Annotated in this window: 12 protein-coding genes and 1 rRNA gene; 7 read left to right on the top strand and 6 right to left on the bottom strand. The window is 45.6% G+C overall.

Going from position 1 to position 13,967, the window contains the following annotated elements:
• Positions 1-33 precede the first annotated feature (33 nt).
• The 7 genes from IDJ77_RS26605 (at position 34) to IDJ77_RS26575 (ending at position 9,345) form a co-directional block, all read left to right on the top strand.
• Positions 34-549 carry a hypothetical protein gene (locus IDJ77_RS26605; RefSeq protein WP_191192041.1) on the top strand — a complete coding sequence of 172 codons (516 nt, stop codon included), beginning with the start codon at positions 34-36 and terminating at the stop codon, positions 547-549.
• A 194-nt stretch (positions 550-743) separates the two neighbouring features.
• Positions 744-1,046 (top strand): DUF4286 family protein, encoded by a 303-nt coding sequence (locus IDJ77_RS26600; RefSeq protein ID WP_191192040.1) that lies wholly within the window; start codon positions 744-746, stop codon positions 1,044-1,046.
• A gap of 6 nt (positions 1,047-1,052) precedes the next feature.
• Entirely contained in the window at positions 1,053-1,607 is a 555-nt protein-coding gene (gene rfbC / locus IDJ77_RS26595; protein WP_191192039.1) for a dTDP-4-dehydrorhamnose 3,5-epimerase, read from the top strand.
• 259 nt (positions 1,608-1,866) lie between these two features.
• Complete coding sequence (locus IDJ77_RS26590) at positions 1,867-2,700, top strand: M57 family metalloprotease (RefSeq protein WP_191192038.1); 834 nt, start codon at positions 1,867-1,869, stop codon at positions 2,698-2,700.
• Positions 2,701-2,778: 78 nt separating this feature from the next.
• Positions 2,779-5,589, top strand: a complete 2,811-nt coding sequence (locus tag IDJ77_RS26585; protein ID WP_191192037.1) for a S8 family peptidase — start codon at positions 2,779-2,781, stop codon at positions 5,587-5,589.
• Positions 5,590-5,700: 111 nt separating this feature from the next.
• Positions 5,701-8,535 (top strand): outer membrane beta-barrel protein, encoded by a 2,835-nt coding sequence (locus IDJ77_RS26580; protein ID WP_191192036.1) that lies wholly within the window; start codon positions 5,701-5,703, stop codon positions 8,533-8,535.
• Positions 8,536-8,568: 33 nt separating this feature from the next.
• Complete coding sequence (locus IDJ77_RS26575) at positions 8,569-9,345, top strand: GLPGLI family protein (protein WP_191192035.1); 777 nt, start codon at positions 8,569-8,571, stop codon at positions 9,343-9,345.
• Between the two features lie 37 nt (positions 9,346-9,382).
• Here the strand turns inward: IDJ77_RS26575 and IDJ77_RS26570 are convergent, their stop codons facing one another.
• The 6 genes from IDJ77_RS26570 to rrf form a co-directional block, all read right to left on the bottom strand.
• Positions 9,383-10,258 carry a sugar phosphate isomerase/epimerase family protein gene (locus IDJ77_RS26570; RefSeq protein WP_191192034.1) on the bottom strand — a complete coding sequence of 292 codons (876 nt, stop codon included), beginning with the start codon at positions 10,256-10,258 and terminating at the stop codon, positions 9,383-9,385.
• 78 nt (positions 10,259-10,336) lie between these two features.
• On the bottom strand, positions 10,337-11,524 hold the full coding sequence (locus tag IDJ77_RS26565; RefSeq protein ID WP_191192033.1) for a Gfo/Idh/MocA family protein: 1,188 nt from the start codon (positions 11,522-11,524) through the stop codon (positions 10,337-10,339).
• Positions 11,525-11,723: 199 nt separating this feature from the next.
• The gene (locus IDJ77_RS26560; protein ID WP_191192032.1) at positions 11,724-11,957 is read right to left on the bottom strand and encodes a hypothetical protein; all 234 of its coding nucleotides are present in this window, start codon (positions 11,955-11,957) and stop codon (positions 11,724-11,726) included.
• A 380-nt stretch (positions 11,958-12,337) separates the two neighbouring features.
• Complete coding sequence (locus tag IDJ77_RS26555) at positions 12,338-13,060, bottom strand: response regulator (RefSeq protein ID WP_191192031.1); 723 nt, start codon at positions 13,058-13,060, stop codon at positions 12,338-12,340.
• A gap of 32 nt (positions 13,061-13,092) precedes the next feature.
• Positions 13,093-13,461 carry a ligand-binding sensor domain-containing protein gene (locus tag IDJ77_RS26550; RefSeq protein ID WP_191192086.1) on the bottom strand — a complete coding sequence of 123 codons (369 nt, stop codon included), beginning with the start codon at positions 13,459-13,461 and terminating at the stop codon, positions 13,093-13,095.
• A 420-nt stretch (positions 13,462-13,881) separates the two neighbouring features.
• Positions 13,882-13,967: ribosomal RNA gene (gene rrf / locus IDJ77_RS26545) — 5S ribosomal RNA — on the bottom strand; the annotation flags it as partial.

The following is a 13,967-nucleotide window of genomic DNA, read 5'->3' as shown; positions in this document are numbered from 1 at the left end:
GCATTTAACAAATTAATGCGTTACTTTTAACGCATGAAAAAAACCTATTACCTTATCTTATTTGTGCTGATGCTATCAGCAACAACTAAGGCCCAAACCAATTGGGTTACAAAAAACATTGATGAAAAACTGTCGATAAAATTTCCTGCTGAACCCGAAATGGTAACTAAGAATGGCATTGACAGTTATTTGTTTAAAGGGAATGACAGCGTTAAATACAGTACTACTGCAGTAGACCTTAAAGTTGCAGCTCATTTAGATTCGGCCACCCTGGCACCAGTTAAGGATAAACAGGAATTCGCCGACAGTATGATGGCAGGTATGGCAAAAAAAAAGACAAACTATACCTTTGGAGCGGTGACGATAGGTAAATGGAAAACGTACACCACCTACACTATTTCCGGATTGGAAAACACTAATAAAAGTACGTTATATATAAAAATGATATTAGTTGGCAGTAAAATGTACACGCTCTCGTGCCTGATACCTGCAAACATGGTAACCAAAAGCAACGAGGTGTTTTTAGGCTCGGTGGAGATAGTGAAATAGAGTGGTTCATTGGTTCATTGGTTCATTGGTTCATTGGTTCATTAAGCTAAGTTGAACTGATTTGCTGATGTTTTGGTATATCTATAAAAAATCAAATCGGTGTAATCATTCCTCAAATCGGTGTAATACCTAAAAACAAAATCGGTGTAATCTCCTTATAATCGGTGTAATCAAAAAAATGTACTTTTGCCCCCATGATCATTTATAACGAAACCTTTATTCTGGAAGATACAGTTGAGCAGGAATGGCTTGCCTGGATAAAAGAGGTGCAGGTACCCGCCATTATGGCAACAGGCCATTTTAGCTCGCACCAGGTATTAACCATTATCGATTCGCCTAACGATGGCATCACCTATTGTGTGCAATACATGGCCGATACGATAGAGCAATTCCAGGAATATTACCGCAAACACCTTTTCCAGTTCCAGGAGATCCACCAGGAGCGTTTTGCCGAAAGGTTTGTAATATTTACCACCGTAATGCAAACTGTAGATTAACCAGATATGACCGTTACCGAAACCCTTATATCCGGTGTGCTGATACTGGAACCACGTGTATTTACCGACGACCGCGGCTATTTTTACGAAAGCTACAGCAAACGCACCCTTGCCGAAATCGGTATCGACGCGGATTTTTTGCAGGATAACCAATCGATGTCGCAAAAAGGCACGGTGAGGGGCCTGCATGCCCAGGCACACCCATTTGCGCAGGGCAAGCTGGTACGAGTATTACAGGGCAGCGTAATGGATGTTGCGGTAGACGCGCGCGTTGGCTCGCCAACCTACGGCAGGCATGTTGCCGTTGAATTAAATGCGGCCAACAATTTACAGCTTTGGGTACCACCCGGCTGCTTGCATGGTTTTGTAACTTTGGAGGATAACACCATTTTTGCGTATAAAGTAACCAATTACTACGATAAAGCATCAGAAACCGGTGTGCTTTGGAACGACCCCGAACTGGCTATTGGCTGGGGCATTGCCGAAACCGAAGCAGTGGTATCTGGTAAAGATCAGGTGCTGCCTGTTTTTAAAGAATGGGAAAGCCCTTTCACCATCTGATAACTCCTTGTTTAAAAAATATAAAAAACGCATAGCCTGTAAGCTATGCGTTTTTTTTGTTCCTGTAATCCCATCCTTATTCCAATAAGTGGTAAGCCATTTACACTTGTTAAGTTTTTCTTACAAGTTATCAACAATTTAATCAATCGTTAACTTATTGGTAACCCGAATGTCATCTTTTTCGTATATATGTATACTTAACAAAACAAACTAACTAACACTTAACTCACTTAACCCATTTACTACTTAAAACATTTACATGAAAACTAATTTTTTATTTAAAACCGGCCTTGCGGCAGCGGTAGTTTCCACCGTGCTTTTCGCTTGCCAAAAAAATGCAAAAACTACCGACACGACACCTGCATCATCAACAGAAGTATCTGCCCAGGTGAAGCAAAACATTGCCAGCATGGGTTTCAGCACCGACCAGGTGCATAAAGTTGACGGCGGCTACCTGGTAGAGGGCGACATCCTGCTTACAGATGAGAATTTTGCCGAAGGCACCTCCGGCCCTGTTTTACGCATTGCCGAATCTGAGCAGTACCGAACAACCAACCTGGTAAAAAACCTGCCACGTACGGTTACAGTTTCTATCTCAAACCTGCCAACCGTGTATGGTACGGCTACTCAAAATGCTATTGCCCGCTACAATGCGCTTAACTTAACCCTTAAGTTTCAGTTTGTAAGCAGCGGCGGCCAGATACAAGTAGTTGGCTTTAACGAGGGCCCAAGCGGTGGTTATATTACTTTAGGCTCATCGGGCTTCCCTACCAGAAAAGGCAACCCTTACGGCACAGTTCAAATGAACACCAATGCGCAGGCTTATGGCACCAATCCCGATGTAAATTACCTCACCTCAGTTTTACAACACGAAATTGGCCATTGCATAGGTTTCCGCCACACCGATTACTTTAACCGTGCTTACAGCTGCGGCGGCACGCCAACAAACGAAGGTGCATCTAACATTGGTGCCATCCTGATACCGGGTACACCATCCGCTGCGGATGCCAACTCGTGGATGCTGGCCTGCTCTAACGGCGGCGACCGCACCTTTAACGCAAACGATAAAGTTGCGCTGAACTACTTATACTAAGTTCAAATTAATTAAAAATTAAGTGTTAGTTTTACGTAAAGGGGAGTTTATACTCCCCTTTACGTTGTTATACCCGCTATGCTGAAAAAAGGTATCTGCCTGTTATTTTTTTTGTCGTGTTTTGTTTTTTGCCGGGCACAAACTACCCGCAACGACAGATCCCTTAATGCGATATATTCGGGCGGGAAGTCCGGCGCAGTAAGGCAGAGCGACAGCCTCTATTATTACCTCGTCAATTTCAAAGATCCCTCACGCACTCCATCACCAAAATTCCGATTGCTAAAAAGGGTCTCCTATAATGCCTACATCCTCTCCTCGGTACAAAAAATAAACGCCGGCGAAAACATAGTCGCCGTAGCTCCCGCAAACAGCCTTTGGAAAGCCGATGACGGGCTTGCAAAGCTAAGTACCGATCATCCAAACAGTACAAAACTGGTAACGCTGGTGCTTAAACAGGCAAATGAAAGCAGCCTTGCCGGCATCAATCAAAAAGCCGTCACTGTCAGTTCAAACGGCACTACCCTTACGGTAAAGCTGCCGCTGAAGCAGCTCGCCGCCCTGCTGGAGAACCCAAACATTATTTTTGCCGGCCTGGTACGTAAAGCCCATACCGAACTGGCGATAGATAATATCGACCTCGGTGTAAATAGCATATCGGCCATAACCGGCATTTACCCCGGCATCAATGGCGGCGGTATAAACCTAAGCCTTAAAGAAGACAACTATGACGAATCCGATATCGACCTGATGGGTCGTTCGTTTGATGCGGCGCCCAAATCGGCAAATCTCTCCGGGCACGCCAATATTATGGCAACACTTATTGGCGGTAACGGCAATTCCTATATAAAAGGCCTGGGCGCTGCCCCTGCGGTACGCTACACCTCCTCAGATTTTGCGAATTTATCTCCCGATAGTACACCCTATTTTAAAAACTATCACATCAGTGTTCAAAACCACTCTTATGGCGTTGGTATCGAAAACTTTTATGGCATCGAGGCGGTAGCTTATGATGCGCAGCTTTACGGGCAGGATTCGCTGGTGCACGTTTTCTCTTCCGGCAATATCGGCACCACAACACCGGCCACGGGCGTATACAACGGGATAGCTAACGTGGCCAACCTTTCGGGTACCTTTAAACAAGCCAAAAACGTTTTGATTGTTGGCGGTACGGGCCGTACCAATATCCCCGAAGCATTAAGCTCTTCGGGCCCTGCATATGATGGCCGTGTAAAACCCGAACTGGTGGCTGATGGTGAAGATGGCACATCGGGCGCGGCGGCGCTTGTATCGGGTACGGTGGCATTGTTGCAGCAGGCTTATAAAAAGCAATATCAAAAACTGCCTTCCGGCGCGTTACTTAAAAGCGCGCTGATCAATGCCGCCGATGATATAGGAGCACCCGCAGTAGATTTTAAAACCGGCTATGGCAGGTTAAACGCGCTGGAAGCTCTCCGCACGTTAACCGAAGGGCGCTTTAAAAACGGCAGCATAAGCAACAAAGGGCAAATCAGCTATCAAATTACGGTGCCTGCAAATTGCAGTCTGCTTAAAATATCTTTGGCCTGGAACGATGCCCCCGCCGTGTTAAATACCCCATCAGCCCTGGTAAACGACCTCGACCTAAAGGTTAGCACACCATCGGGCCAGGCTTTGCTGCCATGGGTACTCAGCAGTTATCCCGCATTAGATTCGTTAACAAAACCTGCAACCCGCCGGCGCGACACACTAAACAACACCGAACAGGTAACCCTGCAAAATCCCCAAGCCGGCGTTTATACCATTAGCGTAAGCGGCAGCCGTGTTACCACAAACGCGCAGGCCTTTTATCTGAGCTATTCCGCCCGCCCCTCCAATGCTTTTGAGTGGACGTTCCCCAACGTAAATGCGCAGTTATTCGCAGCTGATGATAATTACCTGCATTGGCAAAGCACTTACGGCACAACAATAGGGCAGCTAAGCGTAAGTTATAACCACGGCCTTACCTGGCAGCCCCTTGCCGGCGTAAACCTGGCTGATGGATTTTATAAATGGACAAGCCCTGATCTATTTACCCAGGCGATATTAAAATTAACGGTTAACGGGCAGGAGTACACCAGCCACGAGTTTACCCTATCTAAACCATTAACCTTAAATGTGGGCTATAACTGTACCGATGGCACCCTGCTGCACTGGAACCCGCAGCCGGGCGCAAGCGGTTATACCATATACAGCATTAAGGATAATATTTTGCAGCCGTTAACCACAAGTATTGATACCACTATCATTATCCCCGCAGCAATGCAAACCTCCAAATATTTTGCAGTAAGCGCGCAGGGCACCGGGTTTGAAGGTATAAAAAGCTACACCATTGATGCTACTACACAAGGTGTGGGCTGTTATATAAAAACCCTTTTGGCAGATGTTACCGTTGATCAAAAGATAGTGCTGAGCCTATCTGTTGGGAGTGTAGTGAACCTGAAAGATGTTACCTGGGAAAAACTGACGGGCCCGGACAAGTACCAGGCACTTGGCAGTACATCTGTCTCCTCAAGCGCATTATCCTACCAGTTTACAGATCCATCGCCAAAAAAAGGCATCAACTATTATCGTGCAAAACTCGGCACTACTGATGGTAAGATCATCTACTCGGATAATGCAAGCGCCGTTTTATTGCAAACAGATCAATTCACGTTATATCCAAACCCGGTTACAACGCAGCTCAACATCCTCAGTGGCGACCAGAAGGATTATGAGCTAAAATTATACGACACCATGGGTATCTTACGCTTTACTAAAACCTTTAACGGGCTACAAAACAACATCCCGGTAAAGCTAATTCCGGGCACATATGTTTGTACCATAGGCCTTAAGGGTGCGGTCCTCTACAAAAGCAAGATCATTAAGCTCTAGTAACAATATTGTGATTTTAACACTTTAAGGGCTGTTTTTAACACTATTTAACAAGTTACATTTCTTCTACTAAGAATTTAGTTATACCTTGCTGCCTCTAAACCAGCACCGATGAAATTAACCTTTACCGCTTTTTTCTTACTGATATTCTGCTCCTTTTCGGCACTTGCACAAAAAAATTATTCCGTTAAAGGCACCATCCGGGATTCGGTTGCCAACGTGGGATTGGTAAACAGTTCGGTAAGTGTACTAAACGCAAAGGACTCTACCCTACGTAAATTTATGCGTGCTAACGCGGGCGGCGCTTTCAATTTAGCTAACCTGGGCAAGGGTAATTTTATCCTCCTGGTTACCTACCCGGATTATGCCGACTATGTAGAAAAATTCACTTTAGACTCCATTCACACCGAGCATGCTTTCGGCAATATCAACATGTCGCTAAAATCGAGGTTGCTAAAAGAGGTGCTGATAAAGGGAACCGTTGCAGCCATTAAAATTAAGGGCGATACCACCGAATACAATGCAAAGGCATTTGTGATTCAGCCAAACTCGAAGGTAGAGGACCTGTTAAAACAACTCCCCGGCATACAGGTAGATAAAGATGGCAAGATAACCGCGCAGGGCCAAACCGTAAATAAGGTATTGGTAGATGGCGAAGAGTTTTTTGGCGACGACCCTACCCTCGTTACCAAAAACATCCGCGGCGATATGGTGGATAAGGTGCAGCTTTACGATAAAAAAAGCGACCAGGCCACTTTTACGGGCATTGATGACGGCGAGAAAACCAAAACCATCAATATCAAGCTAAAAGAAGATAAAAAGAACGGCTACTTTGGCAAGATAGACGCCGGCGTTGGTACCGATGGCTATTACGAGGGCCAGGCGCTTTACAATAAATTTAAAGGCAAAAAGAAATTTTCGGCGTACGGTACCCTCGGCAACACTGGTAAAACAGGATTGGGCTGGGAGGATAACAACAAACTGGGCACCGGTGGCATACAATTTAACGATGATGGCGGTGCATTCTTCGATGGCAGCGGCGGCGATAACGGGCTCGATTCGTTCAGCGGCAGGTACGATGGAGATGGGATCCCCGTGGCACGCACCGGCGGTTTGCATTACGACGATAAATGGAAGAACGATAAATATACACTGAACACCAACTATAAGATCGGATCGCTATCTGTAGATGGCACGCGCAATACCATAACCCAGCAAAACCTGCCCAAGGATGCTACCGGCAAAGTGGGTACCATTAACAGCGTTACCGATCAAACTTTTGATAACTACATGTTCCGCCAGAAGCTGGATGCCGCTTTCTCTATAAAACTGGATACCACATCTACTATAAAATTCACGGTAGATGGCACATTGAAAAACAGCACTACCCGGACAACCAACCAAACAACCAGCCGCCGAGAAGACGGCAGCTTGTTAAATATCAACGACCGCAACGTTGATAATGATGTAGATCAGCAATTGTTTAACTTCTCTACCTTCTACACCAAAAAATTAAAGAAAAAGGGCCGCACCTTATCGGTTAACTTTACTACCGGTTTTACCGACAACAAATCCAGCGGCTTTTTAAAATCGAATCTTGGTTTTTACAACAAGCAGAGCGTTTTAGACAGCAGCCAGGTTATAGATCAACTAAAAACGGACAATACCAAAACATCAAAAGTAAATACCAACGTTACCTACACCGAGCCGCTATCTAAATACCTATCGGCAATTTTGAGCTACGGACTAAGCTTTAATAACAGTAACGCCGACCGTAAATCGTTCGACCAATCTGCCCCGAACGAATATAATTTGCTGAACGCATCGTTAAGTAACCACTACATTTTTAACCAAGTATCTAACCAGGGCGGACTTAACTTTAACTACAAACGGGGTAAAAGCACCTTGCGCTTTGGCACCAGGATAGCCGATGTAACGTTTAAACAGGAAGATGCCTTAAGCGGGAATTTCGCAAAACGCAGTTTCGTTAATTGGAACCCAAGCGCTAACTACCAGTATAAAATATCTACTTATGGCTCGTTAAACGTAAATTACTATGGGAACCAAACGCAACCTACTATAGATCAGCTGCAGCCCATCCGAGTAAACACCGATCCGCTGAACGTGGTTATTGGTAACCCTCTACTTAACCCATCGTTCACCCATCGCTTTGGCTTGTGGTACAATATGTACAAGGTGCTGAGCGAACAATCTATCTGGCTGAGCGGTAATTATGGCTTCACTACAAACCCTATCATAAATAACGTATTAACTGATACATTAGGCAGAAGCATCATACAGGCCGTTAATTTGACCAACAAGAAACCATCAAACTACAATTTAAATATAGATATGGGCCGCAAATTAACTGGCTTAGGCGGTATTAACCTGGGTGCAAGGTTCAGCACCAACGGCAATATTTACTACAGCTTTGTTACCAGGCCGCCTGAGCCAACAGCACTTAACCGCACAAAATCTTACAATTACTCTGGCCAATTATCCCTATCGAAATACAAGGAGAAAAAATACCAGGTGTACATCAACGCGGGGCCGGATTATACTATCGGCCAATCGTCATTACAGCCCGATATTAATAATAACGGCCGTGGTTTTAACGCCGATTATTACATCAGCGTTTACCTGCCGTTTAAATTCCAGCTGAGCAGCGATGGCCAATACCAATACAGGGCGGCTACACAATCTTTCGATACTGATTTTAAGCAAACCATTATCAACGCAAGCCTAACCAAATCGTTCTTTAAAGCCGAAACGTTGAAGTTGATACTGAGAGGTAATGACCTGCTTAATCAAAACTCCGGCTTTAGCCGCAACGCATCAAGCAACCTTATTACACAAAGTAAATACACCACTATCCGCAGGTACTTCATGCTTTCGGTAGTGTGGGATTTTAGCGGAATGGGCGGCGGCGCACCTGCAAAAAAATAAGACGATATTTAAAACATTTAAGATAGCACACACATGAAAAAGCACCTGTTTATATTGTTTACCTGCCTGCTCAGCAGCGGCATTTTATCGGCACAGAACGCACACTTTACCACCTCGGGCACTGTAGAATACGAGAAAAAGGTAAACATGTATGCCGTAATACAAAAGGTAATTAACAAGGATAACGAAAGCTGGTATACGCCCGCATTTGAATCGTACAAAAAGAACAACCCGCAATTTAAAGTGCTGAAAAGCAAGATGACCTTTGGCGATAACAAAACGCTTTATTCCCCTATAGAATCTGATGACCCGCCAAGCAACAGCTGGTTTAGCGATATGCCCCTTGCCCAGCAGATCAACACCGTGTATACCGACCTGAACACCACCGTTGCCACTACCAATAAAAAAGTATTTGATGAGCAGTTTTTGGTCAAAGATACCGCCCGCAAGATCAACTGGAAAATTACGGATGAAACCCGCGAGATTGCCGGCTATACCTGCCGTCGCGCCAACGCCATCGTAATGGATTCTATTTATGTTGTGGCTTTTTATAGCGATGAGATCCCTGTTTCTGGTGGCCCCGAATCTTTCACCGGCTTGCCGGGTATGATCTTAGGCTTGGCTCTGCCTCACGAGAACGTTACCTGGTTTGCTACCAAAGTAACCGATACGCCAATTGCCGAAACATCTTTAAAAATACCGGTAAAAGGCAAACAGGTAAACTACAAAAGCCTGTTCAACACCCTCACCACCGTAATGAAGGATTGGGGCGAGTATGGGAAGAAGTTCTTTAAGATCTACCTTTTGTAGAGCAAAGACAGAAAGACAAAAGAATAAAGACTAATATTTACAGTTGCCGCATTCCTTTTAGGTATGCGGCATTTTTTTTGGCGCTCTGCAGAGGCGTTTCGTGGTAGTAACGGCTTTGTTCTACAAAAAAATAATTTACACCATTATCCTGTGCTGCGGAAAGGAGTTTTGGGAAGTTGATGATACCCTGACCCAGATCGCAGGCCGATTCTTCTTCACTACCTTTGGGGAGTCGGTGTTTCATCACATCGCGCAGGTGCATCAGCTTAAAGCGGCCTTTATGGTTTTTAAGGTAGGCATATGGGTCCTGGCCTTCGGTTACGGTGTAATATACATCCATCTGGAAGTCCACCAGGTCCTTATCGGTATTAGCCAGCAGTACGTTGATGGGTAGTTGTCCGTCTACCGGCTTGTAAGGATAATCGTGCGGATGGTAGGCGTAGCGTAAGCCATGCTTTTTGCAAATAGCACCACGGGTGTTAAAATCATCGGCGGCGTGTTTAAAAAAGTCGATATGTTTTTGCGGGCCAAGCCATGGGCATACCAAATACTTCATGCCAATTTCTGCAGCCTGCGCGGCCATTTGCTCAAACTCATTCAGCAGCATCGGGTTATGATGGGCAGATACCAGCTTCATTCCATAACCGGCGGCAAGCTTTTTAAACTCCTTGTTGGTCATCCCCCAAAAAATACCTTTATCACTGCCATAGCTTTCTAACTGGGTATAGCCCATAGCGCCAAGTTGCTTTAGGGTGCCTTTGGCGTTTTTGGTCATTTCGTTGGTAACCATATAAAGCTGGATGCCCAATGCCGGGTGTTTATGTCCGGTTAAAATTGCACGCATTGCCGATGCGGCTGCAGATGAAGCAGCTAACAAGCCGCTCGTATATAGAAATTTTCTTCTGTTCATCATAAACTTATTGGTGAGCCCCCAAGCCCCCCTGAAGGGGGAGTTTTTCCGCTATTGTTCCCCCTCAGGGGGTTAGGGGACTTAAATATCCCTCACAATCACTTCGCCTGTCACTTTATCTTTTAATATCAGCTTCTTATCGCCGTGTGGCAAGATCTCTTCTTTTATCAAATAAAATTGTTCGTCGTAAACGGCAAATTCGGTGGCGATTTTGGTATCGGTGCTGCCGCGCCAGTCGTCTAATTTAACAGGCTCCCAAATGCCACTTTTGGCAGACGCGTAGGCAGCATCAATAATGGCGTTCACTACGTAGCCATCGTAAAAGGTTTCGGCGGGTTCGCGTTTGCCTTCAATGGCCTCAAACATATCGGTAAACATGTGGTTGTAGCCCAGTTCGTTCACCTCATCGCCTACGGGGAAAAGCCAGCCACTGCTGCTTTCGGCTTTCTCGGCAACATATCCGCCTCCCTTGCCTGTGCTGAACATATCAAATCCGGTACGCAGAAAGTTATTGAGCCAGATGGTACCTTCGGTACCCATCACCTCGTCGCGCAAGTCCATACCGCCACGGAAACACCAGCTCACCTCAAACTGCCCGATGGCACCGTTGGCGTATTTTACCATACCGATGGCATTGTCTTCCGCATTTATGGGATGTACCTGCGTGGCGGCCCAGCACATAACCTCCACCGGGCGAATATCTTTACCAATAAAACTCCGCGCTATTTCTATACAGTGGCACCCCAGATCTACAATAGCGCCGCCGCCGCTTTGTTCTTTGTTCCAAAACCAGTTGCTGTGCGGGCCGGGGTGTGCCTCGCGGCTTTTGGCCCAAAGAATGCGCCCCAATGCACCGGCCTTTACGCTTGCCAGCGACTTAAGAAACTTTGGCCCGTAACACAGGTCTTCCAGGTAGCCGCCCATTACACCGGCAGCCTCCACCGCATCCAGCATTTGTTTGGCTTCGGCGGCAGTACGGCCCAGCGGTTTAGTGCATAGTACATGCTTGCCAACGGCTGCGCAGGCTTCTACGGCCATCAGGTGCAAGTCGTTTGGCAACGAGATCACCACTACATCCACCTCCGGGTGGTTGATCACCTCCTGCATATCGGTACTATAGTAAGGCAGTTTATAATCAGCGGCAAATTGTTTGGCCTTATCGGCATTGCGGCCATAAACGGTGTGCAGGGTATCTGCGCGGCGGTGCCCCACTAACGAATCGGCATAAAAACGCGCAATAAAGCCCGTGCCAAGCATAGCAATTTTCATTTCAGGATAATTTTAACGGAGGTTTGTAATTGGGCTTAAGATAGGAGTAGATGCGCAGATATGCAAATGCTGGTAAGAATATCTGAACCCGAATTAAATAAATTGTAAGAATTAACAGAATGACAAATACGCAATTCGCAAAACTTCATTTAATTCGGGTTCGGATAAAGCACCTCAAGTAGAACAAGGGGATTGAAAATTAATGCTGCACAATATCCGCCAGTTCGCTTACATCGGTTTTTAGCTTTTTGGCCTTTTTCCTTTTATTTTCAAGGTAATCCTGTGCGTGCTCTTTCAATTCTGCGGCGGCAGCGTCAATATCGGCTTTGCGTTTGATATACAGGTAGGTGATGGCGCCGGCGAAAATTGCACCCAATGCTAATCCTGCTATTAATTTATTACTGCTATCGTGTTTTTTGAATGGATTTTTCATGGTATTGTTTTTATAAACTAACAAGCTGGTTTGGTTTTGGTTCTGATTATGTTGAAATAACTACTTTTTGGAGTTTAGATAAAAGGACAAAGCCAGAATTATTTTGGGGGATTGACAGGAATGCCCGCCATGAGTATGAACGCTTCTCTGCCGCCACCAGCATCCCCGCTTGTGGCCTGCATGCAAGGTGGCCGCCATGCATACCATACTTAGTAGCATTTACATTCTTCCCACCATATAAGAGCTTAGCCAACCACAAGCGGAGACGCTATGCGGTAGCGAAGGATAAACAAGAAAGCGAATGCCGGGCGCACCAGCCTGTTGGGATCACTTCGTACCCCGCAGTAATACGGCGGAGAAAAACCCTGCTAACCATCACCTTAATTGCTTGGTTGCTTAGCTGCGGTGCCCCATTTTTCTAACACGGATATTACCTCGTTCAGTTTCATGGGCTTGCTTAAATAGTCGTTCATACCGGCGTTTAAGCAAATTTCGCGGTCCTCTGTCATGGCGTTTGCGGTTAGGGCCACAATAACCGGCTGAATTTTTAAATGCTCGCGGATAAATCTTGTGGCCTCCAGTCCGTCCATCTCCGGCATTTGTATATCCATCAGTATAAGGTGGTAATTTCGCTTAGCCACAGCATCAAGCACCTCATGGCCGTTAGATGAAACATCCGGGTTATAACCCATTTTCTTCAGGATATGCAGTATCACTTTTTGGTTTACAAAATTATCTTCGGCTATCAAAATGTCCATCGGGTACCGTTCGGCCATATCTTTCGAAAATTGGTTGATGATAGTCGGTTGATTGGGTTGTGGCGCCACTTCAATATCTTTTAGCTGATCAGCAATATGCTTATAAAGCAAGTGATGCTTAGTGGGCTTGGTTAGCACGGTGTTAAACAAGTGCATTTCGTGTTTAAGCTGTTCGTTGCCGGTAGAGCTGAGTAATATCAGCGGGATATCGGCATCTTTTTTACGGATGCTTTTCGCCAGCCCTATGCCATCCACCTCCGGCATATTCATATCAGTGATAATGAGGTCGAATTTTGTGCCCGAACTTAGCTGCTTTAAAGCGTTTGTTGCCGAGCTTGCCAGCACCGGGGCAAAGTCCCACTGCCGCAGCTGTGTGCCTAAAATAAGTTGCCGGTGCGGCGGCTATACATATTAAGCCCGTTTTGCGTAGACAGCCAAATATTACCGTCGCGGTCCTCGGCGAGGTCGCTGATGGCGTTGTTGCTAATGGAATTATTATCATTAACGTCGTTACGGAAAGTTAAAAACTTATACCCGTCGTACCGGTTGAGGCCGTTGCGGGTGCCTACCCATATGAAGCCCTGGGCGCTTTGTTTGATACAATTAACGTTGATTTGCGTAAGCCCGTGTTCGGTAGTGATGTGCTCAAATTTTAAACTCTCGTTTTGCGAATAAGAGCAAAAGGGGTTTAATAGTAAAAAGAAAAACAACAAAAATATTTTTGCTGCGATAAAGCTTTCGCGCATATGACGATGATTGCAAGAAACTCAAAAAGAGGTTCTTAATTTACGGTTATAATAGCGGTAGTATACGTGTAGTTTTTTTTTAAGTTGCTAAATGTTACCTCCTTTAATGCGAGTATGCCAGGGCTGGCCCGCTGGAGGAGTATCTCGTGCTTTTACCACTGGCAGGATAGCTTACTTAATTTATAATTTAGATGGATGGCGAAATAAAGTAACGGGTGCGCTATGCTTTTTCACTACGCTGTATACTCAGGCCAGTATATAGGGTTTACTGCTTGATGCCGGATTGCCGCACTTCGCTGGCAAGGAGAAACGGGAGTGTGATGGGCCATGCTTACCATGACAGCAAAAAAAGCATATAAAAGCAGAAACCCCGCTATCTTTCGATAACGGGGTTCTTTGTTAAGGCCTGTTGGCATTAAGATTTGGCACCGACCTACTCTCCCACATTTTACTGCAGTACCATCGGCTCTGGCGGGCTTAACTTCTCTGTTCGGAATGGGAAGAGG

It is taken from the genome of Mucilaginibacter pankratovii (assembly GCF_014773265.1).
Classification (GTDB): Bacteria; Bacteroidota; Bacteroidia; order Sphingobacteriales; family Sphingobacteriaceae; genus Mucilaginibacter; species Mucilaginibacter pankratovii.
This window is presented reverse-complemented; position numbering and strand designations above follow the sequence as displayed.